General features: G+C 62.5%; 25 protein-coding genes. 13 read left to right on the forward strand and 12 right to left on the reverse strand.

Annotated features, from left to right (window positions below; all coding sequences use genetic code 11):
* Nucleotides 1-196: 196 nt before the first annotated feature.
* Nucleotides 197-919, forward strand: coding sequence for a response regulator (locus CAF80_RS23430; protein ID WP_074688174.1), 723 nt, complete (start codon nt 197-199; stop codon nt 917-919).
* The gene (locus tag CAF80_RS23435; protein ID WP_039772898.1) at nt 916-2526 is read left to right on the forward strand and encodes an ATP-binding protein; all 1611 of its coding nucleotides are present in this window, start codon (nt 916-918) and stop codon (nt 2524-2526) included. The genes CAF80_RS23430 and CAF80_RS23435 overlap by 4 nt, the downstream gene beginning before the upstream one ends.
* Before the next feature lie 6 nt (nt 2527-2532).
* On the opposite strand, the gene CAF80_RS23440 is transcribed toward CAF80_RS23435, so the two are convergent.
* Complete coding sequence (locus CAF80_RS23440; protein WP_039772897.1) at nt 2533-3258, reverse strand: 4'-phosphopantetheinyl transferase; 726 nt, start codon at nt 3256-3258, stop codon at nt 2533-2535.
* A 210-nt stretch (nt 3259-3468) separates the two neighbouring features.
* Entirely contained in the window at nt 3469-4260 is a 792-nt protein-coding gene (locus CAF80_RS23445; RefSeq protein WP_085668007.1) for a dienelactone hydrolase family protein, read from the reverse strand.
* 142 nt (nt 4261-4402) lie between these two features.
* Here CAF80_RS23445 and CAF80_RS23450 point away from each other — a divergent pair, with 142 nt between their 5' ends.
* From CAF80_RS23450 to CAF80_RS23460, 3 genes are all read left to right on the forward strand, one after another.
* Entirely contained in the window at nt 4403-5008 is a 606-nt protein-coding gene (locus CAF80_RS23450) for a hypothetical protein (protein ID WP_064598671.1), read from the forward strand.
* Nucleotides 5009-5112: 104 nt separating this feature from the next.
* Nucleotides 5113-5790, forward strand: a complete 678-nt coding sequence (locus CAF80_RS23455; RefSeq protein ID WP_039772894.1) for a response regulator transcription factor — start codon at nt 5113-5115, stop codon at nt 5788-5790.
* The gene (locus CAF80_RS23460; RefSeq protein WP_039772893.1) at nt 5787-7133 is read left to right on the forward strand and encodes an ATP-binding protein; all 1347 of its coding nucleotides are present in this window, start codon (nt 5787-5789) and stop codon (nt 7131-7133) included. Before CAF80_RS23455 ends, CAF80_RS23460 begins: the two co-directional genes overlap by 4 nt.
* Nucleotides 7134-7137: 4 nt before the next feature.
* On the opposite strand, the gene CAF80_RS23465 is transcribed toward CAF80_RS23460, so the two are convergent.
* A complete protein-coding gene (locus CAF80_RS23465) occupies nt 7138-8136 on the reverse strand; it encodes an AraC family transcriptional regulator (RefSeq protein WP_085668008.1) in 999 nt (332 codons plus the stop codon).
* 353 nt (nt 8137-8489) lie between these two features.
* Between CAF80_RS23465 and CAF80_RS23470 the strand changes: the two genes are divergently transcribed.
* Nucleotides 8490-9824, forward strand: a complete 1335-nt coding sequence (locus tag CAF80_RS23470; protein ID WP_039772890.1) for a dicarboxylate/amino acid:cation symporter — start codon at nt 8490-8492, stop codon at nt 9822-9824.
* Between the two features lie 145 nt (nt 9825-9969).
* Nucleotides 9970-11151: a CaiB/BaiF CoA-transferase family protein gene (locus CAF80_RS23475; protein WP_074688170.1), complete on the forward strand. Its 1182-nt coding sequence runs from the start codon at nt 9970-9972 to the stop codon at nt 11149-11151.
* Between the two features lie 110 nt (nt 11152-11261).
* On the opposite strand, the gene CAF80_RS23480 is transcribed toward CAF80_RS23475, so the two are convergent.
* Both CAF80_RS23480 and CAF80_RS23485 read right to left on the reverse strand, forming a co-directional pair.
* The gene (locus CAF80_RS23480; RefSeq protein WP_007957760.1) at nt 11262-11756 is read right to left on the reverse strand and encodes a SprT family zinc-dependent metalloprotease; all 495 of its coding nucleotides are present in this window, start codon (nt 11754-11756) and stop codon (nt 11262-11264) included.
* Nucleotides 11757-11916: 160 nt separating this feature from the next.
* Nucleotides 11917-12519: a Yip1 family protein gene (locus CAF80_RS23485; protein WP_007957761.1), complete on the reverse strand. Its 603-nt coding sequence runs from the start codon at nt 12517-12519 to the stop codon at nt 11917-11919.
* Nucleotides 12520-12808: 289 nt separating this feature from the next.
* Here CAF80_RS23485 and ttcA point away from each other — a divergent pair, with 289 nt between their 5' ends.
* Together ttcA and CAF80_RS23495 are read left to right on the forward strand one after the other, a co-directional pair.
* Nucleotides 12809-13633, forward strand: a complete 825-nt coding sequence (gene ttcA / locus CAF80_RS23490) for a tRNA 2-thiocytidine(32) synthetase TtcA (RefSeq protein ID WP_064598661.1) — start codon at nt 12809-12811, stop codon at nt 13631-13633.
* A gap of 68 nt (nt 13634-13701) precedes the next feature.
* The gene (locus tag CAF80_RS23495; RefSeq protein WP_074688168.1) at nt 13702-14376 is read left to right on the forward strand and encodes a DNA-3-methyladenine glycosylase I; all 675 of its coding nucleotides are present in this window, start codon (nt 13702-13704) and stop codon (nt 14374-14376) included.
* Nucleotides 14377-14505: 129 nt separating this feature from the next.
* Here the strand turns inward: CAF80_RS23495 and CAF80_RS23500 are convergent, their stop codons facing one another.
* From CAF80_RS23500 to arsC, 3 genes are read right to left on the reverse strand one after another with little or no spacing between them, the layout of a single operon-like run.
* Nucleotides 14506-14931: a DUF2069 domain-containing protein gene (locus tag CAF80_RS23500; protein ID WP_074688166.1), complete on the reverse strand. Its 426-nt coding sequence runs from the start codon at nt 14929-14931 to the stop codon at nt 14506-14508.
* Between the two features lies 1 nt (nt 14932).
* On the reverse strand, nt 14933-15529 hold the full coding sequence (wrbA, locus tag CAF80_RS23505) for an NAD(P)H:quinone oxidoreductase (RefSeq protein ID WP_007957765.1): 597 nt from the start codon (nt 15527-15529) through the stop codon (nt 14933-14935).
* Nucleotides 15526-15879 carry an arsenate reductase (glutaredoxin) gene (gene arsC / locus CAF80_RS23510; RefSeq protein ID WP_011335489.1) on the reverse strand — a complete coding sequence of 118 codons (354 nt, stop codon included), beginning with the start codon at nt 15877-15879 and terminating at the stop codon, nt 15526-15528. Before arsC ends, wrbA begins: the two co-directional genes overlap by 4 nt.
* Nucleotides 15880-15993: 114 nt before the next feature.
* Here arsC and CAF80_RS23515 point away from each other — a divergent pair, with 114 nt between their 5' ends.
* On the forward strand, nt 15994-16461 hold the full coding sequence (locus CAF80_RS23515; RefSeq protein WP_074688164.1) for a TlpA disulfide reductase family protein: 468 nt from the start codon (nt 15994-15996) through the stop codon (nt 16459-16461).
* Nucleotides 16462-16603: 142 nt separating this feature from the next.
* On the opposite strand, the gene CAF80_RS23520 is transcribed toward CAF80_RS23515, so the two are convergent.
* Entirely contained in the window at nt 16604-17008 is a 405-nt protein-coding gene (locus tag CAF80_RS23520; protein WP_007957769.1) for an META domain-containing protein, read from the reverse strand.
* Nucleotides 17008-17442: a hypothetical protein gene (locus CAF80_RS23525; protein WP_007957770.1), complete on the reverse strand. Its 435-nt coding sequence runs from the start codon at nt 17440-17442 to the stop codon at nt 17008-17010. The genes CAF80_RS23520 and CAF80_RS23525 overlap by 1 nt, the downstream gene beginning before the upstream one ends.
* A 133-nt stretch (nt 17443-17575) precedes the next feature.
* On the opposite strand from CAF80_RS23525, the gene CAF80_RS23530 reads away from it, so the two are divergent.
* Entirely contained in the window at nt 17576-18016 is a 441-nt protein-coding gene (locus tag CAF80_RS23530; RefSeq protein WP_074688522.1) for a hypothetical protein, read from the forward strand.
* 10 nt (nt 18017-18026) lie between these two features.
* On the opposite strand, the gene CAF80_RS23535 is transcribed toward CAF80_RS23530, so the two are convergent.
* Nucleotides 18027-19016 (reverse strand): 2-hydroxyacid dehydrogenase, encoded by a 990-nt coding sequence (locus CAF80_RS23535; RefSeq protein ID WP_039772878.1) that lies wholly within the window; start codon nt 19014-19016, stop codon nt 18027-18029.
* An 83-nt stretch (nt 19017-19099) separates the two neighbouring features.
* Nucleotides 19100-21853, reverse strand: coding sequence for a response regulator (locus CAF80_RS23540; RefSeq protein WP_074688520.1), 2754 nt, complete (start codon nt 21851-21853; stop codon nt 19100-19102).
* Between the two features lie 216 nt (nt 21854-22069).
* On the opposite strand from CAF80_RS23540, the gene CAF80_RS23545 reads away from it, so the two are divergent.
* Nucleotides 22070-22792, forward strand: coding sequence for a response regulator transcription factor (locus CAF80_RS23545; RefSeq protein ID WP_074688162.1), 723 nt, complete (start codon nt 22070-22072; stop codon nt 22790-22792).
* Nucleotides 22779-24203, forward strand: a complete 1425-nt coding sequence (locus tag CAF80_RS23550) for a sensor histidine kinase (RefSeq protein WP_074688160.1) — start codon at nt 22779-22781, stop codon at nt 24201-24203. Before CAF80_RS23545 ends, CAF80_RS23550 begins: the two co-directional genes overlap by 14 nt.
* Nucleotides 24204-24314: the final 111 nt, after the last annotated feature.

The raw sequence follows: 24314 nt of genomic DNA on the forward strand, positions 1-24314 counted from the left end.
TGCCGCGGCGGAATTTTGAGGGCGCGAACCCTATCACAAAAATCCGCCTTGTCCGAACGCATTTACCGACTTGTGTTCTGGCTGTACGCCGTTTATACAATCGGCCCATGCGCACGCATTCTTATCCTCCTTAAAGATGACAAAAAGACGGGAGGATCCTTCCTTTATAAGCAGTTTCGGCAAGCAGAGGTCACCCGTGGAGCAAGAAGCCTGGCAGGTATTGATCGTCGAGGATGACCAGCGTCTGGCTGAACTGACCCGTGAATACCTGCAAGCCAACGGATTGCGCGTGGACATCGAAGGCAACGGTGCGCTGGCGGCGGCACGGATCATCAAGGAGCAGCCGGACCTGGTGATCCTCGACCTGATGCTCCCCGGTGAAGACGGCCTGAGCATTTGCCGCAAGGTGCGCGATCGCTACGACGGGCCGATCCTGATGCTAACCGCGCGTACCGATGACGCCGACCAGATCCTAGGCCTCGACCTCGGCGCCGACGACTACGTCTGCAAACCGGTGCGCCCGCGGCTGTTGCTGGCGCGCATCCAGGCATTGTTGCGCCGCAGTGACACACCGGAGCCGGCGGCAGGCAATCCGCGTCGGTTGCAATTCGGTCCGCTGGTGGTGGACAACGCGTTGCGCGAAGCCTGGCTCAGCGACAGCGGCATCGAGCTGACCAGTGCCGAATTCGATCTGCTCTGGCTGCTGGTGTCCAACGCCGGACGGATCCTGTCCCGGGAAGAAATCTTCACCGCGCTACGCGGCATCGGCTACGACGGCCAGGACCGCTCGATCGATGTGCGCATCTCGCGCATCCGCCCGAAGATCGGCGACGACCCCGATCACCCGCGTCTGATCAAGACCGTGCGCAGCAAAGGTTACCTGTTCGTGCCGGAAGCCTGCGTAGAACTGCCGCTGTGAATTCGATCTTCCTGCGCATCTATGGCGGCATGTGCGCGGCGCTGATTCTGGTGGCAGTGCTCGGCGTGCTGGCGCTGCACCTGCTCAATCAGGTGCGCAGCGAGCAATACCGCGAGCGTCTGGCCCACGGTACGTTTTCGCTGATGGCCGACAACCTGCAACCGATGAACGAAACCGAGCGCCATCGCGCCTTGCTGGTATGGGAGCGGCTGCTCGGGATTCCGCTGGCAGTGAAAACCTTTGCCCAGACCGATCTCGACCTGACCCAGCGCACCCGGGTGCAGCGCGGGCAGGCGCTGGTCGAACAGACCGGCCCACACGCGGCCAAGGTCTATCGCCTGGTCAGCGACAAGGAGCAACTGGTGCTGGTGGGTGAGGTGCAGCAGATCAGCGAGCAACTGGCCCGGGCGACCATTTATCTGTTGGCCGATGAACTGGTGCGGGTGCCGGTGGGCGAGCAGCCCAAACGACTGGCGCAGCTGAAAGAAGACAAAGGCTTCGGCTTCGATTTGCGGTTGGTCACGGTCAGCGATGCCGACATGGACGAAGACCAGAGCCGTCGGGTGTCCGAAGGCGATACGGTGATGGCGCTGGGCAAGGGGGGCGATTCGATCCGGGTGTTCGCCGGTATGGTCGGCACGCCGTGGGTGCTGGAAATCGGGCCGCTGTATCAGATGAACCCGTACCCGCCGGAATGGCTGGTGCTGATCGCCGCCCTTGGCCTGACTCTGATCGGCCTGATCGTCTATTTATTGGTGCGTCAGCTTGAACGGCGTTTGCGCGGACTCGAAGCTGCCGCTACGCGCATCGCCAAAGGCAGCCTGGAAACCCGGGTGCCGGCCCGGGGTGCCGACTCGGTGGGCAAACTGGCGGCTGCGTTCAATGGTATGGCCGAGCACTTGCAGCAGTTGCTCGCCATTCAGCGTGAACTGGTGCGCGCGGTGTCCCACGAATTGCGCACGCCGGTGGCGCGCCTGCGTTTCGGTCTGGAGATGATCGGTTCGGCGACCACCCCGCAGGCGCTGGAAAAATACCGCGAGGGCATGGACCACGACATCGAAGATCTCGACAAACTGGTCGACGAAATGCTCACGTACGCCCGGCTGGAACAGGGCTCGCCGGCGTTGACCTTCCAGCGCATTGACCTGGATGCGCTGGTCAATCAGGTGATCGAAGAGCTGGCGCCTCTGCGTGCAGAAGTCACGGTGCAACGCGGCTTGTGCCTGTCGGCGGCGGATTGCGATGACGCCTGGGTCGAGGCCGAGCCGCGTTACCTGCACCGCGCCTTGCAGAATCTGGTGAGCAACGCCATGCGCCATGCGCGTTCGAAGGTCACGGTCAGTTATCAGGTCGGGCAGATGCGTTGCCGGGTGGATGTCGAGGACGACGGCCCCGGTGTGCCGGAAACCGCCTGGGAGAAAATCTTCACGCCGTTCCTGCGCCTGGACGACAGTCGCACCCGGGCGTCCGGCGGACACGGCCTGGGCCTGTCGATCGTGCGGCGGATCATTCACTGGCACGACGGCCGGGCGCTGATCGGCAAGAGCAAGAGTCTGGGCGGAGCGTGCTTCAGCCTGAGCTGGCCGAGGAATCAGGAGCGGCGCTAAAAAACTTCAGGCAGGAATGCTGACCAGACTCAGCAACTGCCCGTCCTGCACGCCAAATTGCGCATCGAGTTCAGTGCCGTTGCGCCATTCGCCGGACAGGTCCGTCAGCAGCCGCAGCCGCACCTGACCTTGTTCATTCCACTCCAGCACCTCGGCGTGTTCGAAGTAGAAGCGCTGCTGCACGATCGGGTACAGCGCCTTGAACAGGCTTTCTTTCACCGAGAAGGTCAGGGTCACCCACAACGCAATCTGATCTCGGGAGCCGGCGGCCATGCGCTGCATTTCCGGCGGGGTCAGGATCTCTCCGGCCAGTCGTTCGGCGCGTTCGGCGTTGAGCAGGTTTTCCAGGTCCATGCCCAGTCCGCGCCAGTGCTGCTTGTTGGCGACAATCGCCGCCGCACGGCCGGTGCTGTGGGTGATCGAGCCGCAGATGTGTGCCGGCCACACCGGAGCACGATCTTCGCCGATCGGCGGAACAGTGCTTGAGCCTTCCAATTGCTGCAACGCGGCCCGGGCGCAAATCCGCCCGGCAAGGAATTCCGCCTGCCGCTTGGCCACCGAACGCTGAATGCTTGGCGGCGGCTCGATGGCGCTGCGGCGGAAGTCATCGCCGAGCAGTTGCGACGGGTCGAAATGGGTGGTCAGCAGCACGGTGTCGGGCAACACCGTCGGCAGCGGCCAATGGGCATCGAGCGGAGTGCAGCAGGCGGGGAGGAAAGGGCTGGCAGTCATGTCGGGCATTTTGCCGGGTTGTCTTCGGGCTGGATAGTGCAGAGCAGGTGATCGTTCCCACGCAGAAGCCTGGAGCCATGATCGTTCCCACGCTCTGCGTGGGAACGCATACAGTGACGCTCTGCGTCACACCGCGAAGGGACGCGGAGCGTCCCGGGCTGCATTCCCACGCGGAGCGTGGGAACGATCAGCGCGAGGGGGCGACCGGGTTCAGCCAAAGATTTTCTTGAAGAACGCCTGCATGTCCGCCCAGGATTTTTCATCGGCGGCCTTGTTGTAGCCGATATCCGGGCCACCGTGATCGCCGTGGCTCAGGCGATCCGCGTCGGGATTGCTGAACCCGTGCTTGGCGCCGTCGAGATTGACGAATTGATAGTCGGCGCCGGCCTTGTCCATTTCCGACTTGAACGCCGCGACGTTGTCCGGGGTGACCATGCTGTCCAGCGCGCCATGCTCGACGAGAATTTTCGCCTTCACGCTGCCAGGCGCAGCCGGGGTCTTGGTGGCCAGCGCGCCGTGGAAACTCACCACGCCGGCCAGCGGCACACCCTGACGCGCGGCATTCAGCACTACGCCACCGCCGAAGCAGTAACCGATAGCGGCGATTTTATCCTTGTCGGTCTGCGGCTGTTTCTTCAACAGATCCAGCCCGGCCTGAAAGCGCTTGCTGGCGGCATCGGCGTTTTGCGTGGCCGCTTGCATGAACGCCATCGCGTCTTTCGGGTGCTCGGTGTTCTTGCCCTCACCGTACATGTCGATGGCCAGCGCGCTGTAGCCGAGCCCGGCCAGATCCCGGGCGCGGCGCTTGGCGTAGTCGTTCAGTCCCCACCATTCATGCACCACCACCACGCCGGGGCGCGGGCCCTTGATCGCGTCGTCGTAGGCGTAGTAACCGATCAGCTTCGTGCCGTCGGCGCTCTGGTAGGGGATTTCCTCGGTCTTGATCGCAGCCTGGCTGAGGCTGCTGAAGACGAGCAGGGCGAGGGTTAGAAGCAGGCGCATGATCGGGTCTCCTGACAATAAAGGGTCAAAACAGCCTAGTTCATTTCATTCAGGCCAGGTTCAGAGAGTGTTCAGGGGCGGTACAGGGGAGGGCCAGTAACCTTGCGCCATACCCAAACAGCACTGTGAAAGAGGAAACTCCATGACTCGTTTAAATAAACTGCTGCTGGCTTTTACCGTAATGAGCGCCAGTATCGCGGCCCACGCCGACACCACCAGCAACTTCGCCGGCCTGACCTTTGGCCAGACCAGCGACAAGATCAAGAAATCCAACGCCCTGAACGACAACCTCGGCCACCCGGACGCCACCGCGGCCATCGACGGCAACAACACCTACGGCCTGCGTCTGGGTCAGCAAAACAGCCAGGGTCGCTACTACGCCACCTACGACAACGTGTCGGGCTCGCACAATGGCATTAAACTGCGCCAGGAAAACCTGCTGGGCAGCTACGATCTGTTCTACCCGGTGGGCGGCAGCACCAAGCTGTTCGGCGGTGCCACGGCGGGTCTGACCAAGCTGACCCAGGATTCGCCAGGCTACAGCCGCGACAGTGACATCGGTTACGCCGTCGGCGGTCAGTTCGGTGTGCTGCAGCAAGTCTCGCAGAACACCTCGGTCGAACTCGGTTACCGTTACCTGCGCAGCAACGCCAGCACCGAGATGAAAGAGAGCGGCGGCAGCAAGCAAGGCTCGCTGGACTTGACCAGCAGCGCCCAGACTTACCTGTCGGCCAACTACGCTTTCTAAGCGATTGGCGTCAGGCCCGCGCCGGGTCGTCCTTTGAGGGGCGACCCGGCGCAGCCATGTGAGGCGAAAGCCTTTGGAGTTGTCGATTTACCCGGGAGAGCGTCATGAAACTGTTGGTCGTCGAAGATGAAGCGCTGTTGCGCCATCACCTGCAAACCCGCCTGACGGAGAGCGGTCACGTGGTCGAGTCCGTGGCCAATGCCGAAGAGGCGTTGTACCAGACCGGGCAATTCAACTTTGACCTGGCGGTGATCGACCTCGGCCTGCCGGGCATGGGCGGGCTCGACCTGATCCGTCAGTTGCGCTCGGGCGGCAAGACCTTTCCGATCCTGATCCTCACCGCGCGCGGCAACTGGCAGGACAAGGTCGAAGGCCTGGCCGCCGGCGCCGACGATTACGTGGTCAAGCCGTTCCAGTTCGAAGAGCTCGAAGCGCGGCTCAATGCGTTGCTGCGCCGCTCCAGCGGTTTCACCCAGTCGACCATCGTCGCCGGCCCGCTTTTGCTGGATCTGAATCGCAAGCAGGCGAGTCTCGACGAGCAACCGCTGGCGCTGACGGCCTACGAATACCGGATCCTCGAATACCTCATGCGCCATCACCAGCAAGTGGTGCCCAAGGATCGGCTGATGGAGCAGTTGTACCCGGATGACGACGAGCGCGATCCGAACGTGATCGAAGTGCTGGTCGGCCGTCTGCGCCGCAAGCTCGAAGGCCCGGCCGGATTCAAGCCGATCGACACCGTGCGCGGCCTCGGTTACCTGTTCAATGAGCGCTGCACTTGATCCGTTCCCTTCGCGTCCGGCTGATGCTCGCCGCCACCACCCTGGCGGTGTTGTTCATGCTCGCGTTGCTCCCGGCGATGCAGGGCGCATTCAGCCTGGCGCTGCAGGACTCGATCGAGCAGCGGCTGGCGTCCGACGTCACCACGCTGATCTCCGCCGCGCGGGTTGAAAACAACCACCTGATGATGCCGGCACAGTTGCCCGACGAGCGCTTCAACCTCACGGACAATCGCCTGCTCGGCTACATCTATGACCGCGAAGGCCATCTGGTCTGGCGTTCGAAAGGCACCCAGGAAGAGAAGATCAACTACACGCCGCGCTACGACGGCCTCGGCAACGAGTTCGCGCGGATCCGCGAAGCCAACGGTCAGGAATTCTTTGTCTACGACGTCGAAGTCAAACTGCTCGGCGGCAAGAGCGCAGCCTTCAGTATCGTGGCCCTGCAACCGGTGCGCGAATACGAAACCACCCTCGAAGGTCTGCGGGAAAATCTCTACCTCGGTTTCGGCGCGGCGCTGCTGGTGCTGCTCGCACTGCTGTGGATCGGCCTGACCTGGGGCCTGAAAGCCTTGCGCCGGCTCAGTCAGGAACTCGACGAGATCGAAGGCGGAACCCTCGAAAGCCTCAGCGAACAGCACCCGCGAGAGCTGCTGCGCCTGACCGGCTCCCTCAACCGCCTGCTGCACAGTGAACGCCAGCAGCGCAGCCGTTATCGCGACTCCCTCGACGACCTGGCCCACAGCCTGAAAACCCCGCTGGCGGTATTGCAAGGCGTCAGCGAAGACATGGCCCAGCGACCCGAAGACCGCGATCAGGCCTGGGTGCTGCAAACCCAGATCGAACGCATGAGCCAGCAGATCGGTTACCAGTTGCAACGCGCCAGCCTGCGCAAAAGCGGTCTGGTGCGCCATCAGGTGCGCCTGCGCCCGGTGCTGCAAAGCCTGTGCGACACGCTGGACAAGGTCTACCGCGACAAACACGTGCGCGTCGCCTTCGATCTGCCGGAGCACTGTTACGTGCCGATCGAGCAGGGCGCCTTGCTGGAGATGATGGGCAACCTGCTGGAAAACGCCTATCGCCTGTGCCTGGGCGAAGTGCGCATCAGCGTGCGTGAAAGTCTGGACGGAATCGAACTGTGCATCGAAGACGACGGCCCCGGCGTACCACCGGATCAGCGCGCACGGATTCTCGAACGCGGCGAACGTCTGGACCGCCAGCATCCGGGGCAGGGCATCGGGCTGGCGGTGGTCAAGGACATCATCGAGAGCTACAGCGCCAAGCTGACCCTGGGGGATTCGCCGATGGGCGGGGCGGCGTTCAGGATTCATTTTCCGGCGGTGTGACCGCTCACTGCTCCTGCGCTCGATAAGCCCCCGGCGTCAGCCCCGTCCACTTCTTGAACGCCCGATGAAACGCCGACGGCTCGGAAAACCCGAGCTGTTCGGCGATCTGTTGCAACGACAGATCCGCGCGCCCCAGGTGATAAATCGCAATGTCCCGCCGTAACTGGTCCTTCAATTCCTGAAAACTGGTGCCTTCTTCGCGCAGATGCCGGCGCAGGGTTTGCGGGCTGATGTGCAGGTGCGCGGCCACGGCTTCCAAGTCCGGCCAGCGCGTGCTGTCGTGGCTGAGCAAGCGGCGCAGCCGGCTGCTCAGGCTGTTGCCGTCGTCCGGGCGGGACAGCAGATCGGCGGGGGAGCGTTCGAGAAAATGCTTGAGGGTGCGTTCGTCCTGCAACAGCGGCATATGCAGATAGCGGCTGTGAAACACCAGGCTGCTTTGCGTTGCGGAAAATTCCAGCGGGCAGGAAAACAGCAAATCGTATTCCGCCCCGTGCGCCGGTTTCGGGTAGCTGAAGTTCGCCTGTTCGAGGCGAATCCGCTGGCCGATCAGCCAGCTGCCGAGGCGATGCCAGATCACCAGCAGGCTCTCGCTGAGAAAGTGATCCGGGTCCCACAATTGCGCATCGTCGAGACTCAGGCGCACCCATTCGTCTTCATGGCTCAGGGTCAGGCGCGGGGCTTCGGGGAATAGGCTATAAAACAATAAGCCGCGTTGCAGAGCCTTTTCCAGGCTGCGGCAATGAATAATCGCGTGGCACATCATGGCGAAGCTGCCGGGTTTGCTCGGTGCGTTGCCGAAGCCCAGGTATTCGTCGTTCAGGGCCAGCCACAGGTTCTGGATCAGCTGGGTGAATTGCTCCGGGGCGATCCGCGCGCGCGGCTCGTCGAGCAGTTCGGGGCTGATGCCCAGTTGCTGCAGCAGGTCCGAATAGTCGTAACCCGAGCGCCGCGCGCCACCGAGGGCGGCGCGGGCAAAGTGACTGGCGATGGTGCGTTCGCGCATGGGCGGCAGGTCCTTCCTCTGGCGACCGATGGTAGCGGCTGCCTTTGATCGGTAACAAGGCGGATTTCCGCCAAATTGTAGGACGAGGTCGGGCGAGTTGGCGGAAATCCGCCACACTTGAGTCACCGAACGGTGACACAGAAAAACCCGTATCCCCTGATATCAAAAGGCTTGCAGCGATTTGCACCAAAGTGGCACGACGTTTGCGATAAGAGCCACAGAAGCGTGCGCCGAGCCGGTCCGGAAAAGCGCCGTTCGACACAACAAATCCCTCCAGTGCAGGAGGGTTCGCAATTCAGGTTTCGCGTTCAACAGATGGATGTTGCCACGCGGGACTCTTGAGGAACTTTGCAATGACGACTCGTCAGCCACTGTACAAATCCCTGTATTTCCAGGTGATCGTTGCCATCGCCATCGGCATCCTGCTCGGTCACTTCTACCCACAGACCGGTGTGGCGCTCAAGCCACTGGGTGACGGGTTCATCAAACTGATCAAAATGGTCATTGCGCCGATCATCTTCTGTACCGTTGTCAGCGGCATCGCTGGCATGCAGAACATGAAATCTGTGGGCAAGACCGGCGGCTACGCGCTGCTGTACTTCGAAATCGTTTCCACCATTGCCCTGCTGATCGGTCTGGTCGTGGTCAACGTTGTGCAACCGGGCGCCGGCATGCACATCGACGTCACCACCCTGGACGCCTCGAAAATCGCCACTTATGTGACGGCCAGTAAAGACCAGAGCATCGTTGGTTTCCTCCTCAACGTGATCCCGAACACCATCGTCGGCGCATTCGCCACCGGTGACATCCTGCAAGTGCTGATGTTCTCGGTGATCTTTGGCTATGCGCTGCATCGCCTGGGTTCATACGGTCGTCCGCTGCTGGACATGATCGATCGCTTCGCCCACGTGATGTTCAACATCATCAACATGATCATGAAACTGGCGCCACTCGGTGCGCTGGGCGCCATGGCGTTCACCATCGGTGCCTACGGTGTCGGCTCGCTGGTGCAGCTGGGTCAGCTGATGATCTGCTTCTACATCACCTGCGTACTGTTCGTCGTGCTGGTGCTGGGTGCGATCTGCCGGGCTCACGGTTTCAGCGTGTTCAAACTGGTGCGCTACATCCGTGAAGAGCTGTTGATCGTACTGGGTACGTCCTCGTCGGAATCGGCGCTGCCACGCATGCTGATCAAGATGGAACGTCTGGGCGCGAAGAAATCGGTGGTAGGTCTGGTCATCCCGACCGGCTACTCGTTCAACCTCGACGGTACCTCGATCTACCTGACCATGGCGGCCGTGTTCATCGCTCAGGCGACCGACACCCACATGGACATCACCCATCAGATCACCCTGCTGCTGGTGCTGCTGCTGTCCTCCAAAGGCGCAGCCGGTGTGACCGGTTCGGGCTTCATCGTACTGGCGGCCACCCTGTCGGCCGTAGGTCACCTGCCGGTGGCCGGTCTGGCGCTGATCCTCGGTATCGACCGCTTCATGTCCGAAGCCCGCGCCCTGACCAACCTGGTCGGCAACGCCGTAGCGACTATCGTCGTGGCCAAGTGGGTCAAGGAGCTGGACACCGACGTGCTGCAATCCGAGCTGGCCTCGGGCGGTCGCGGTATCTCTGACGAGCGTCAAGAAGACGACCTGGGCGTGGCCGAAGGCCCGACCCCGAGCAATGTGAAGTAAGCATCGCTCGAATGGAAAAACCCGCTTCGGCGGGTTTTTTCTTGTCTGCTGTTTGAGCGCAACGGTCAGCGCAACTGATGGATCCGGTAATTGCCCCATCGCCGATGGCTGCCTAGGCTGCATGCATCGTTGATGGAGAATGCCCATGTCTGCACCGCTGGCCTCACTGAAGATTCTGGATTTCTCGACCCTGCTGCCGGGGCCGTTCGCCTCGCTGCTGCTGGCGGACATGGGCGCCGAGGTACTGCGCATCGAATCGCCGACCCGCCTCGACCTGGTGCGGGTGTTGCCGCCCCACGATCACGGTGTCTCGGCCAGTCACGCTTATCTCAATCGCAACAAGCGCAGCCTGGCCCTGGACCTCAAGCAGCCCGAGGCGCTGGAGCTGGTGAAGCAGTTGCTGGTGGATTACGACATCGTGCTGGAGCAATTCCGACCCGGAGTGATGGAGCGGCTGGGGCTGGGTTACGAGACGCTGAAGGCGATCAATCCGAAGCTGATTTACGTGTCGATCACCGGTTACGGCCAGACCGGACCGTACAGGGATCGCGCCGGCCACGACATCAACTACTTGGCGCTGGCGGGGCTCTCCAGTTACACCGGGCGCGCCGACAGCGGGCCGTTGCCGCTGGGCATGCAGGTGGCGGACGTCGCGGGCGGCTCGCTGCACGGGGTGATCGGTCTGCTGGCAGCGGTGATTTCCCGCCAGCAAACCGGGCAGGGCACGCATCTGGACGTGAGCATGACCGACTGCGCGTTCAGCCTGAACGCCATGGCGGGTGCCGGCTATCTGGCCTGCGGCGAGGAGCCGGGCTGGGAAGATCAGATGCTCAATGGCGGCAGCTTCTACGATTACTACCGCTCTCGCGACGGGCGCTGGATGTCGGTGGGCAGTCTGGAGCCGGCCTTCATGCAGCAACTGTGTGCGGCGTTGGGCCGGCCGGAACTGACGGCGCAGGGCTTGTCGCCCAAGCCCGAGCAGCAGCGGGCGCTCAAGGACGCCTTGAAGGTCGAGTTCGAGAAGCATGACTTTGCTGAACTGTGCGAGCTGTTCGCCGGGATCGATGCCTGTGTCGAACCGGTATTGAATCTGGGCGAGGCGGTGCAGCATCCGCAATTGCAGGCGCGGGAACTGGTGACGCAGGTGTCGCGTGGGGATGGCACGGTGCAGGCGCAGATCGCCTGTCCGCTGAAGTTTTCCGTAGCGTTGCCGGCGCCGCGGCATGTCGGCGCGGCGCTGGGGCAGCATACGGATCAGGTGTTGGCGGAGTTGGGGGTGAGCCCTGAGCGGATTGCCGAACTACGTGCCGCGAAAGTGGTTTTGTAGCTCGTTCCCACGCTCTGCGTGGGAATGCCGCCATGGACGCTCTGCGTCCACTGTGACGCAGAGCGTCACGGGATACATTCCCACGCAGAGCGTGGGAACGAGGTGGGGACTTACTCGACCCGCATCTCGCCACTGAACACCAGCGTGTTGCGGCAACGCCGGCACAGATAGCGCCGCCCCTGCCGGACCAGACTATGGCGCTGCGCCGAAAACGGAAAATCGCTATCCGCACACGGGCACTTATAGATATAGCGGGTCACGCTGCGGCGTTTGACTTCATAGGTATGGCAGCGGTCCGGCGGCAATTCGTAAACGCCGCGCATGATCAGTTGCCACTCCTCGCCGTGGGGCTGGATGCGGTCGCCGAACAGCTGGTGGGCGATCAGGTGCGCGACTTCGTGGGCCACGGTCTGCTTGAGGAAATGTTCGGTGTTCTCCCGGTACAGCTGCGGATTGAAGCGCAGCAGGTTCTCGTGCAGATGCGCGACTCCGGCTTTTTGCCCGCGCAGCTTGAGGCTCACCACGGGGCGTTTGAAGGGACGTTTGAAAAAGGATTCAGCGAGTTGGAAACAGTCTTCGACGCGGGTATTGAGTTGCTCGGGCATGCTTGATGGATCTCCAGAGGCGTCGAGTATGCCGCAACCCCGGGGCGTTGCGAATCGTCGAACTGCCGAATGGTCGTCGCTCTTTTTCAACCGGCACGAGAAGGCCGCCTTGCGGCGGCCTGTGTTGGCGGATCTTGTTTTTCTCGGGATGAACCGATTGCTAATTGGTGTAGACGGGCCCCACGCCCAGTCCCCAGACAATCACGGTGAACGCCATGATGGCCACCAGCACCACCAGACCCACCGCCAGTACCGAGCTGGAAAACAGGAAACCCTCGTCGGACGGAATGTTCATGAAGGTCGGCAGCCCCACATACAGCAGGTACACCGTGTAGCAGATGGCCGCCGTGCCGACGATCATCCCCAGCCACATGTGCGGGTAGAGCGCCGCCAGCCCGCCGACGAACAACGGTGTCGCGGTGTAGGTGGCAAATGCCACGCAACGGGCCAGGCTCGGGTTGGCGTCATAGGTGCGGGCCATCCAGTGCACGAAGGCACCCATGACCGCGACCCCGCCGAGCATTGCCAGATAAGACATGATCGTCATCCACAACGCGCTTTCGACGGTGAGCATCACCGGTGCGCGGTTGCCGATCACCCAGCCGACCTGGGTGGTGCCGATAAATGCCGAAACAGCGGGGATCGCCGCCAGAATCAGCGTGTGCGTCAGGTACATGTGGCTGATGCTTTCTTCCTGGTCGCCACGGATTTCCTTCCATTCCTGATCGGGGTGGGTAAAAAGTCCCACTACGTGATGGATCATGCCAGTCACTCCTCTCGTTATTGCCATCGCCCCCCAGCGGAGCGCCTACGGGCCAATGCGGCCGAGCAAATACAGGTCTTCAGATTGTGTGCGACCTTATGTCGCAGTATAGAAAGGTCTTAACCGCACGGGTGATAGGGGCTTAGAGCAAATCGCGCTGTAAAACCTCGGGGTAATCGCGTCGAGGTCTGTGTAGAAGGGCGCTGCGAGCGGCGACAACCTGTGGCCACAAGCCCAGTGTTTTTGCGTAAAATGCCCGCCTTTCGTCACACCTCACGGATTTCGCGTCATGGGCACTCTTACGGTCAACCAGAACAAACTGCAAAAGCGCCTGCGCCGCCTGGCGGGCGAAGCCGTCACCGACTTCAACATGATCGAAGACGGCGACAAGGTCATGGTCTGCCTGTCCGGAGGCAAGGACAGCTACACCATGCTCGACGTGCTGATGCACCTGCAGAAGGTTGCACCGATCAAGTTCGAGATCGTCGCCGTGAACATGGACCAGAAGCAGCCGGGCTTTCCCGAGCACGTGCTGCCGGCCTACCTGAAAGAGCTGGGCATCGAGTATCACATCGTCGAGAAGGACACCTACTCGGTAGTCAAGGAGCTGATCCCGGAAGGCAAGACCACCTGCTCGCTGTGCTCGCGCCTGCGTCGCGGCACGCTGTACACCTTTGCCGACGAAATCGGCGCGACCAAAATGGCTCTCGGTCATCATCGCGACGACATCGTCGAGACATTCTTCCTCAACATGTTCTTCAACGGCAGTCTCAAGGCCATGCCGCCGAAGCTGCGCGCCGACGATGGTCGCAACGTGGTGATCCGTCCGCTGGCCTACTGCAACGAGAAAGACATCCAGGCCTACTCGGACTTCAAGCAATTCCCGATCATCCCGTGCAACCTTTGCGGCTCCCAGGAAAACCTGCAGCGTCAGGTGGTCAAGGAAATGCTGGTGGACTGGGAACGCAAGACCCCGGGCCGTACCGAGAGCATTTTCCGCAGCCTGCAGAACGTGATCCCGTCGCAACTGGCTGACCGTAACCTGTTTGACTTCACCAGCCTGAAGATCGACGAGACGGCGGCTTCGCGTTTCGTCAATGTGGTGAACCTGTAAGTGATCTGATCGCTCGAAAGAAACGGCGCTCGCGGGCGCCGTTTTCAATTCATTTTTTAGGAGAGGGCATGCGCGACTACAAGTGGCTGCACGAATACTGTCTGAACCGCTTCGGTTCGGCGGCTGAACTGGAAGCCCATCTGCCCGTTCCCAAGACCCCGGCGCAACTGCGCAAGATCAGCGACGACCGTTATCTCTCGACCATGGCCCTGCGGGTATTTCGTGCCGGGCTCAAGCACAGTCTGGTGGACGCCAAGTGGCCGGCCTTCGAGGAAGTGTTCTTCAAGTTCGACCCGGAAAAGGTCGTGTTGATGAGTGCCGAACACCTTGAGCGGCTGATGCAGGATGCGCGGATCATCCGTCACCTGGGCAAGCTGAAAAGCGTGCCACGCAATGCGCAGTTCATTCTGGACGTCGAGAAAGAGAAGGGCAGTTTCGGTGCGTTGCTGGCCGACTGGCCGGTGACCGACATCGTCGGTTTGTGGACCTACCTGAAAAAGCACGGCCATCAATTGGGCGGGCTGTCGGCGCCGCGGTTTTTGCGGATGGTCGGCAAGGATACGTTTGTGCCGAGCTACGACGTGGTCGCGGCGCTGAATGCTCAGAAGATCGTCGACAAGGTGCCGAGCAGTCTGCGGGATCTGGCCACCGTGCAGAATGTGTTCAACCAGTGGCATGAAGAGAGTGGCGGACGGCCGATGAGCCAGATCTCGATGATGCTGGCTTACACCGTCAATCATTGAGCCTAGGGTGATCGTTCCCACGCTCTGCGTGGGAATGCCGCCCGGGACGCTCTGCGTCCCTGAGACGCGGAGCGTCTCTTGATGCATTCCCACGCGGAGCGTGGGAACGATCTTGGAGTTGGAGCGCAGTCAGGCGACGGAGATTTCGCCTTCGCCCGCCAGTTTGCGGTTCAGCTGATACCGCCACCGCACATACAGCAACGCCGAGCAGAACACCGCCAGACTGGCGATCATTTCCAGCACGCCGAACAGCTGCCGGCTCGGGTCGTATGCGGCCAGCGCGCCCTTGATGAAATACAGGTTCACCACAAAGCACATCCACGAATGCCCGCGTGCGCTGCCCATGATCATGCCCGGTGCGAGCACGACCCATGGGATCAGCTCGATCAGCAGAATCACCCACGGCCGCGCGCCGTGCAGGTCGGCGAACACCAGGTAATACGCGGCGAGCAATCCAGCCAGGCCGAAAAAGCACAGCAGACTGATCACCCGCATGGCCCGCACCCGTGGCTCCAGCCACTCGACGGCGGGCAGGACTTTCGGCTTTCTGGCCATCTCAGTTCCCCAGTTTCTGGGCGGTCTTGGCCAGACGTGCGCCGAGTGCGCGGCACAGCGCCACTTCGTGCTGATCGAGACCACTTTTGCCGTCGGCCCCGGCGTGATGGCTGGCGCCGTACGGCGTGCCGCCGCCCTGGGTTTCCAGCAGCGCCGATTCGCTGTAGGGCAGGCCGGTGATCAGCATGCCGTGGTGCAGCAGCGGCAGCATCATCGACAACAGGGTAGTTTCCTGGCCGCCATGCAGGCTGGCGGTGGAGGTAAACACCCCGGCCGGTTTGCCGACCAGCGCGCCGGTCAGCCACAGGTTGCTCGTGCCATCGAGGAAATACTTGAGCGGCGCGGCCATGTTGCCGAAACGGGTCGGGCTGCCGAGGGCCAGGCCGGCGCAGTTCTTCAGGTCATCCAGCGTGGCGTACAGCGCGCCTTCATCCGGAATGTCCGGTGCCACGGCTTCGCACTCGGTGGAGATCGCCGGCACGGTGCGCAGGCGTGCTTCGAGGCCGGCCTGCTCGACGCCACGGGCAATCTGCCGGGCCATCTCGTTGGTCGAGCCGCTGCGGCTGTAATACAGAACCAGAATGTACGGCGCACTCACGGCAGCAGCTCCAGGATCTGCTCCGGTGGACGGCCGATGACGGCTTTGTCGCCGGCTTCGAGAATCGGTCGCTCCATCAACTTCGGATGTGCCGCGATGGCTTCGATCAGTTGTTTTTCGGTGAGACTGGCGTCGGCCAGGTTCAGGGTCTTGTATTCGTCTTCGCCGGTGCGCAGCAGTTGCCGTGCGCTGATTCCCAGCTTGCCGAGCAGCGCCTTGATCTGCGCGGCGTCCAGCGGGGTTTCGAGGTAGCGCACCACGTTTGGCGTCAGGCCGCGGGCTTCGAGGAGTTCGAGCGCACCGCGGGATTTCGAGCAGCGCGGGTTGTGATAAAGCGTCAGATCGGTCATGGGCGGGTCGCTTCTTGCGTAGAGTGGCGGCTATTCTAACTGTGCAGCGCGCAATCCAGAACCTTGGGAGGCGATGGGTCGCAGGCGCATTCAATTTTTCACAAGGAACACGACATGACACGGGCACTGGCAGCGGCATTGACGATCATCGGGGCGTTGATGCTGGGGGGCTGCGGTAACGACTACGGCATCGACCAGAACGGGCAGAAAGTGGCGTCCGAGCGCCTCGACAAACAATGGGTCGTGCTCAACTACTGGGCCGAATGGTGCGGCCCGTGCCGCACGGAAATCCCGGAACTCAACCATCTGGCCGAAGAGCTCAAGGGCAAGAAAATCGGCGTGTTCGGGGTCAACTTCGACAACGTGCAGGGTGACGAGCTGAAGAGCGCCAGCGAAAAACTGGGCATCAAATTCACCGTACTGGCGCAGGACCCGGCGGAACTGTTCGAACTGCCGCGCAGTGAGGCCTTGCCGGTGACCTACATCATCGACAACAAGGGCAAGGTGCGGGAGCAGTTGATGGGTGAGCAGACGGCGGCGGGGGTGATGGCCAAGCTTGAGGCGTTGCAGGCGACCAACTGATTCGCCTTGGCTGTTCGTCGCTGATCGTTCCCACGCTCCGCGTGGTAACGCCGCCCCGGACGCTCCGCGTCCGCTGTGACGCAGAGCGTCACGGGATGCATTCCCACGCAGAGCGTGGGAACGATCATTCAGGGCAGCAGGATCAGCCTTCTTCCAGCCACCAGCGCAATGGCTTGCCTTCAGCCGGCCAGAAGCGCATCTGCTCGATCGGCGAGATATCCCAGCGTTCCACGTGTTCCAGGGCCTGGAGGAAGCGTTGCTCCTGCTCCATGAGCGCCGGTGCGCAGAGTTTGCGGGTCTTGCCGATCTTGCCGAAGCTCAGCTTGTCGCCTTCCAGGGTGTACGGCGCGAACCAGTGGTTGCAGCCGCCATTGCCATACGCCCGCCCGTCATCGCCGAGGGTCACGGTCAGGTGGCTGTAATCCATCAGCGGACGCTCGCCGATCCATTCCAGAATGTAGCTACGGTTCTGTTGCAGTTGCACAGGCTCCGCGGCGCAACCCATCAGGCCGGCGCCGACAGCGGCGGTCAGGGCCAGGTGTTTCATCACGCCGGCTCCTGGCATTTCGGGCACAGATGCTTGTCGCCGACGGCTTTCCAGCCCAGCTCCGCAATACGTGCCGTGGCGGCCGGTTTTTCCGCAGGCTTGCCCAGTTTGGCGTCCACGGCGAATTCGAAGCTCAGCTCCTTGGCGCAGCTGTCGCAGTTGACCTGCCAGGTGTGGATCGCCAGTTCACCGAACACCGGGCCGGTGGTCATGGCAGTCCATTGACCCGGCGGGTTGATCAGGTGGCGGACGGTGTCGACGGTCAGGCGCATGGACAAGTCCTTGCTGCCTTTGAGGGTCACGACCAGCACGTCGCCGATGCGGATCGAGCCACCGTTGCCGGTGACCTGATAACGGCCCGGAACCAGGGCGCGGCATTCGGTGAGGGTGTGTTGCGGGTTCATCAGGGTGTAGCGGAAATCGTGTTCGACCATGGGTCCTCCAAATATGCGCGACATGCTAGCACGGGCTTGATTGCAGAATGATGCGCGCGTGCAACCTTCGATCAGGTTCAAATCGACACCGCAGTCGTGGCAAACTGCCGCCTTCATTTTCAAGGAACGGAACATGGCGCTGATCGAATGTTATGAATGCAAGCGGAGCATCAGCTCCGAAGCCACGGCGTGCATTCATTGCGGGGCTCCGCTGGCAGAGGCGCAGGCGTCTCACGCCGAAAAGGGCGCGTCGACGATTTCCTTTGGCAGCCTGCCGCGTAACAAGGCAGTGCCCGAGGCCCACGTTCCGCCACCGGCCCCCGAGCGGCCGAAGATCATGCCGGCCGCGGCGGGGCGACGTCGTCGTTCGCAGCCTGTCGAGCCCGTGGCAAACCCGGACGGCTCGCGTCCGGTGGAAGGCTGGCTGAAGATCATGGCGTTTCTGATGCCGCTGGTGTTTGTCTGGTTCCTGCTGCGCAGCGGGCACTCCCTCAAGCAACGTTTACTGGGGTTCGGCTGGCTGGCGCTGTTGATCCTGTGCGTAGCGATTACCCCGACGCCACCTCCGGTCTGAGTCCGACCGTTCAGCCCTCGACCTGGTTCTGCGGCGTACCCGCCGCCCAGGTCGCGATGTTGTGCAGGGTGGTCGCGGCAATCGCGCCCAGCGCCTCATGGGTCAGAAACGCCTGATGGGCGGTGACGATCACATTGGGGAACGTCAGCAGCCGCGCCAGCACGTCGTCCTGTAGCGGCAGGTCGGAACGGTCCTCGAAGAACAGCTGCGCCTCCTCTTCATACACATCCAGTCCCAGATAACCGAGCTGGCCGTCCTTCAGGGCGTCGATCAGCGCCGGCGTGTCCACCAGACCGCCGCGCCCGGTGTTGATCAGCATCGCCCCCGGTTGCATGTGCGCCAGCGAATCACGGTTGATCAGGTGTCTGCTCTGTTCGTTGAGCGGGCAGTGCAGGCTGATGATCCGCGCTTGCGCCAGCAGGTCCGGCAGACTCAGGTAGCGCGCGCCCAACGCTTCGACGGCAGGGTTCGGATAAGGGTCGTAGGCCAGCAGTTCGCAGCCGAAGCCATGCATGATTTTCGCGAAGGTCGCGCCGATCTGTCCGGTGCCGACGATGCCGACCGTCTTGCCCACCAGATCGAAACCGGTGAGCCCGTGCAGGCTGAAATCGCCTTCGCGGGTGCGGTTGTAGGCACGGTGCAGGCGTCGGTTGAGGGCGAGGATCAACGCCACCGCGTGCTCGGCCACCGCGTGGGGCGAGTAGGCCGGTACACGCACGACGGCCAGCCCGAGGCGTTTGGCGACGGCCAGATCCACATGGTTGTAGCCGGCCGAACGCAAGGCGATCAGGCGAGTGCCGCCGGCGGCCAGACGTTCCAGCACCGGCGCGCTCAGGTCATCGTTGATGAAGGCGCAGACTACTTCGTGATGTTCGGCCAACGCTGCGGTATCGAGACTGAGCCGGGCGGGCTGAAAGTGCAGTTCGATCCCGTCCGGGCAGTCGGCGGCGAGGAAACTGTCGCGGTCGTAGGTCTGGCTGCTGAAAACGATCGTGCGCATGAAATCCTCCTGGAGCATCGACGCGGGCGCAAATCACCCGCGACAACTGTAGCCGCGTCGGCGTTGACCGGCATTGCCGTGGATCAGGCGCTGATCTTCGCCTGGGCCGCCAGACGATTGATCGCCCGTTCCAGCTCGTCCAGCGCGGTCGAGGCCTTGGGATCCTGCTGCTTGAGCAGGGTTTCGCTGCGCTGGCAGGCGGCGCGCAGTTGCGGCACGCCGCAGTAACGGGTGGCACCATGCAGGCGGTGCACCCGTTCGAGCAGACCGTTCTGATCCTGACTGTCGCGGGCGGTGCGAATGGCTTCGCGATCGGCCTCGAGCGAAGCCAGCAGCATCGCCAGCATGTCCGCCGCCAGATCCGCCTTGCCGGCAGCCAGGCGCAAACCTTCTTCGTGATCGAGAATCGGCAGTTCCTGATTGCCCAGCAGGCTTTCGCCGCCACGATCCGGCGCCTGATTGCGCAATGCCAGGCCGGTCCACTTCAGCACGACCTGCGCCAGTTGCCGCTCGCTGATCGGCTTGGTCAGGTAGTCGTCCATGCCGCTTTGCAGCAGCGCGCGTTTTTCATTGGCCATGGCGTGGGCGGTGAGGGCAACGATCGGCAGCGGCGTGCAGTGCCGCTCGCTTTCCCACTGGCGAATCGTCTCGGTGCTCTGGCGTCCGTCCATGCCGGGCATCTGCACGTCCATCAGCACCAGATCGAAGGTTTCGTTCTGCACCGCCTTGACCGCGGCATAACCGCTTTCCACGGCCAGCACCTTGGCGCCCATGTCTTCGAGCAGCGTCTGCACCAGCAACAGGTTGGCCGGGTTGTCGTCGACGCACAGCACTTTCGGCGCGCGGCTCGACAACGGTTCGCCCGGTTCGCTGCGCTGCTGGCGCGGGTTGACCATGTCCGACAAGGCCCGGCGCAGTTTGCGGGTGCAGGCCGGTTTCGATTGCAGCTGACTGTGAGGGTTGGGCACCGAAAGGTGATAGAGCGTCAGCTCGGTGGTCGGGCACAACACCAGCACCCGGCAACCGAGGTGCTCAAGGTCCCAGATGTGCTGGTTGAGGCGCTCCGGCGGCATGTCGTTGCTGGTGATGCCGAGCACCGCCAGATCGATGGCCTGATCGGTCTGATGGGCGCCGGTAACGCCATTGGTCAGGCTTTCCAACGTGTTGAACGGCGTGACGTCGAGGCCGCAGTCTTCCAGTTGATGCTGCAGGGCCTGACGCGCCAGTTCGTGATTTTCCAGCACCGCCACCCGGCGCCCGAGCAACGGCGCGGCGGGCAGGTCTTCGGCATCGTCGCGGGTCTTGGGCAGGTTCAGGCTGATCCAGAATTCCGAACCTTCGCCCGGCGTGCTGTCGACGCCGATTTCGCCGCCCATCTGCTCGATCAGGCGCTTGGAAATCACCAGCCCCAGGCCGGTGCCACCGGGTTGGCGCGACAGCGAATTGTCGGCCTGGCTGAAAGCCTGGAACAACGCGCGCACATCCTGGTTCGACAGGCCGATGCCGGTGTCCTGAATGCTGATGCGCAACTGCACGCTGTCGTCGTTTTCTTCTTCGAGCATGGCGCGGGCGACGATGGTGCCCTCGCGGGTGAACTTGATTGCGTTGCTCACCAGATTCGTCAGGATCTGCTTGAGCCGCAGCGGATCGCCGACCAGCGACAGCGGCGTATCGCGGTACACCAGACTCACCAGTTCCAGCTGCTTGGCGTGGGCGGCGGGGGCGAGAATGGTCAGGGTGTCCTGCAACAGGTCGCGCAGGTTGAACGGAATATGGTCGAGCACCAGTTTGCCGGCTTCGATCTTCGAGAAATCGAGGATCTCGTTGATGATCCCCAGCAGGCTGTCGGCGGATTTTTCGATCGTGCCCAGGTAGTCGAGCTGGCGCGGGGTCAGTTCGCTTTTCTGCAACAGGTGGGTGAAACCCAGAATGCCGTTGAGCGGCGTGCGGATCTCGTGGCTCATGTTGGCGAGGAATTCGGATTTGATCCGGCTCGCTTCCAGCGCTTCCTTGCGGGCCAGGTCCAGCTCGATGTTCTGGATCTCGATGGTTTCCAGGTTCTGGCGCACGTCTTCGGTGGCCTGATCGACGCTGTGCTGCAATTCTTCCCGGGCGTTCTGCAGGGTGCCGGCCATGCGGTTGATGCCGGACGCCAGTTCATCCAGTTCCTGACTGCCCAGCGGTGGCAGGCGGGTTTCCAGGTGACCGTCCTTGAGCTGCGCGACGGCCTGTTTGATCTGGCTCAGCGGGCGGTTGATCGTGCGGCCCATGCGCAAGGCCAGCAGCGCGGCGCCGGCCAGCCCCGCACCAATCAGCAACAGACTGGCGAACAGGCTCCGATAGCCGCGCAACAGCATGCCGTTGTGCGACAGCTCCAGCTCGACCCAGCCGAGCAGGCGGTCGGACTCTTGCGGGATCAGCTCGCCGGCGAGGTTGCGGTGTTTGCCGAAGACCGGCAGCAGATAGCGGGTGGCATCGTTGCCGCTGCGTCGCAGCAGGTGCGCGCTGTCGCCGCTCGGCGCCTGGTTGAGCATGGTCGGGCCGGCGTGGGCGAGGGGAGAGCGATCGGGCGCGAGGAAGGTGACGGCGCGCACGTCTGGTTGTTCGAGGGACTGGGTGGCGATGCGCTCGAGCAGTTCGGCATCGCCGCGGCCCATGGCCGGTGCCACCAGCGGAGCCAGTTGCTCGGCGATCATTTCGCCGCGCTGCATCAGTTGGGTTTGCAGGTCGGACTGCTGCGTCCAGGTGAAATACCCGCCCAGCACCAGTGCCATCAGGCTGGTCGGCAACAGGGTCAGCAACAATACGCGACCTTTGATTCCCAGTTTCTTGAGCACGCCTTTCTCCTGCATCCCGCTGATCGTTGACTCACACGTGCGTCCGGCACGCGGTATCGGCGCAGTGTAGCGATTTGCTTGCGGGCAATCTTGGGAAAAATGATGTCGTGTTTGTTCACTTGCAGGCCGGTCATCTGTCCGACAGGTCAAGCTTGGGTTGCCGGGCGCCGGGCAATCTTGAATAATCGCCCAACTGAGAATTATTTGCAGATAGTCATGACTCCTGTCTCTATTGGCCAACCCCGCATTCTTTCCATCGAAGACGATCCCGTCCTCGGTGCCTATGTCCATGAACAACTGGGCCGCAGCGGCTTCCAGGTCACCTGGTGCCAGAACGGCAGCGAAGGCCTGAGCATTGCCCGGCGCCAGCCGTTCGATGTGGTGTTGATGGACATTCTGTTGCCGGGGCTGGATGGATTGAACGTCCTGACTCAACTGCGTCAGAGCCATTCCACGCCGGTGCTGCTGATGTCAGCCCTCGGTGCCGAAGCCGACCGTATCAGCGGTTTCCGCCTCGGCGCCGACGACTATCTGCCCAAACCCTTCAGCATGGCCGAGCTGCATGTGCGGATCGAAGCGATCCTGCGCCGTGTCGCCCTCGACCGTCGTCCGGCGGCTATCGCTCCGGCGGTGCCGGTCGGCGGACTGCGTTTCGACGATGAGCAGTGCGATGTGTTCTACGTCGACCAGCCCGCCGGCCTGACTCGCAGCGAATACCGCCTGCTGGAAACCCTCAACCGCAACGACGAGGAAGTGCTGAGCAAGGCCTTCCTTTATCAGCACGTTCTGCAACGCGGCTATGCGGCCCACGACCGCAGCCTCGACATGCACATCAGCCAGATCCGCCGCAAACTCAAGTCGGTCGGTTACACCGAGCGGGAAGTACGCACGGTGTGGGGCAAGGGTTACGTCCTGAGTGCCGTCGATGAAAGTGTCTGACCTGCCGGGCCGGCACTCGCTGTTCTGGAAACTCGCCTGCCTGCTGGTGGCGTTCTGTCTGTTGATGATCTGGCTGAGCTGGTCCTGGGGCCGGTACATGGAACAGCGCAACCAGTTCCTCTCCGACGACGCCCGTCGCACGCTGAGCCGTTATGCCTCCGAGGCCGAGCGCGCCTGGCAGCAGGGCGGGCGCGATGGCATCGATAGCTGGTTGCAGAGCATGGAGTTGCGCGAAGCCGGCTGGGTCGGCGTGATCGGCGGCAACCTGCAGTCGCTGGGCAGCCAGCCGTTGAACGCTCAAGAGCTTCAACGCCTGACCTTCCTGCGTGGCCTTGACTGGCCGATTCACAAAAAGGGCCGGCCGTGGATGCGGGTCCCATTTCCCAATGACCCGACCGCCGGCAGTCTGGTGATCGAGTTGCCCGAGCGATTTCTGCCGGGCAAATACCGGGTGTTCTGGCGGGTCATCACCAATGGTGTGATTCCCGGTCTGTTCACCTTGCTGCTGTGCGTCGGCCTGTATCGCCTGCTGGTGGTGCCGCTGAACAATCTGCGCGAGCAGGCCAATGCGTGGCGCGCCGATCAACTGAATGTGCGGTTGTCGAGCGGCATCACTCAGCGCCCCGATGAGCTCGGTGAACTGGCCCGCGCCTTCGACTCGATGTCCGAACGCCTGCAATCCACCGTGGCCCTGCAACAGCAACTGCTGCGCGACCTGTCCCACGAACTGCGCACGCCCCTGAGCCGGTTGCGGGTTGCCAGCGAAAGCGAGCAGCAGCTGCAACCGTTGCGCGAACGTATCGGTCGCGAAGTCGACGTGATGCAGCGGCTGGTGGAAGACACTCTGCAACTGGCCTGGCTCGACACCGAACGCGCGCCGTTGCCGGATGAAGCGATCCAGATTCAGGCGCTGTGGGAAATGCTCACGGAAAACGCCTGCTACGAAAGCTGCTGTCCGATGGGCCGGTTGCGGTGCGGGGTGGAGGCTTCCTGCTGGGTGCGCGGCAATCTCAACACCCTGGCCCAGGCCCTGGAAAACATTCTGCGCAATGCGATTCGTCATTCGCCACCGGGCGGCATCGTGCGGCTCGACGGTCGACGGGACGGCGATTACTGGCACCTGTGGCTGGAGGACGAGGGCGGCGGCGTGGCCGAGGCGGATCTGGAGCGGATCTTCTCGCCCTTCATCCGACTCGACGGCTCGCGGCCGGGAGACGGTGGATTTGGGTTGGGGCTGAGCATCGCCAGGAACGCGGTGCAACGCCAGGGCGGAACCCTGTGGGCCGAGAACGGGCCATCGGGATTGCGACTGAATCTGCGGTTGGTGGCGGATGACAGTGCTGTCAGTCCCGACGTCTTCGCTGGCAAGCCAGCTCCCACCGTGGACTTGAACCGCCCGCAGATTGTGTGAGCGGCACAGGAAAGTCTCACCACTGGTCAGACTTTTCTGCTTATTCCAATAAACCATAAGCACCACACTTTGCGTGATATGGCCTGCGCAGGTTTGCCGGTATGATAGGCG

Origin of the sequence: Pseudomonas sp. B34(2017) (assembly GCF_002112915.1) — a bacterium.
GTDB classification, from domain to species: domain Bacteria; phylum Pseudomonadota; class Gammaproteobacteria; order Pseudomonadales; family Pseudomonadaceae; genus Aquipseudomonas; species Aquipseudomonas pharyngis.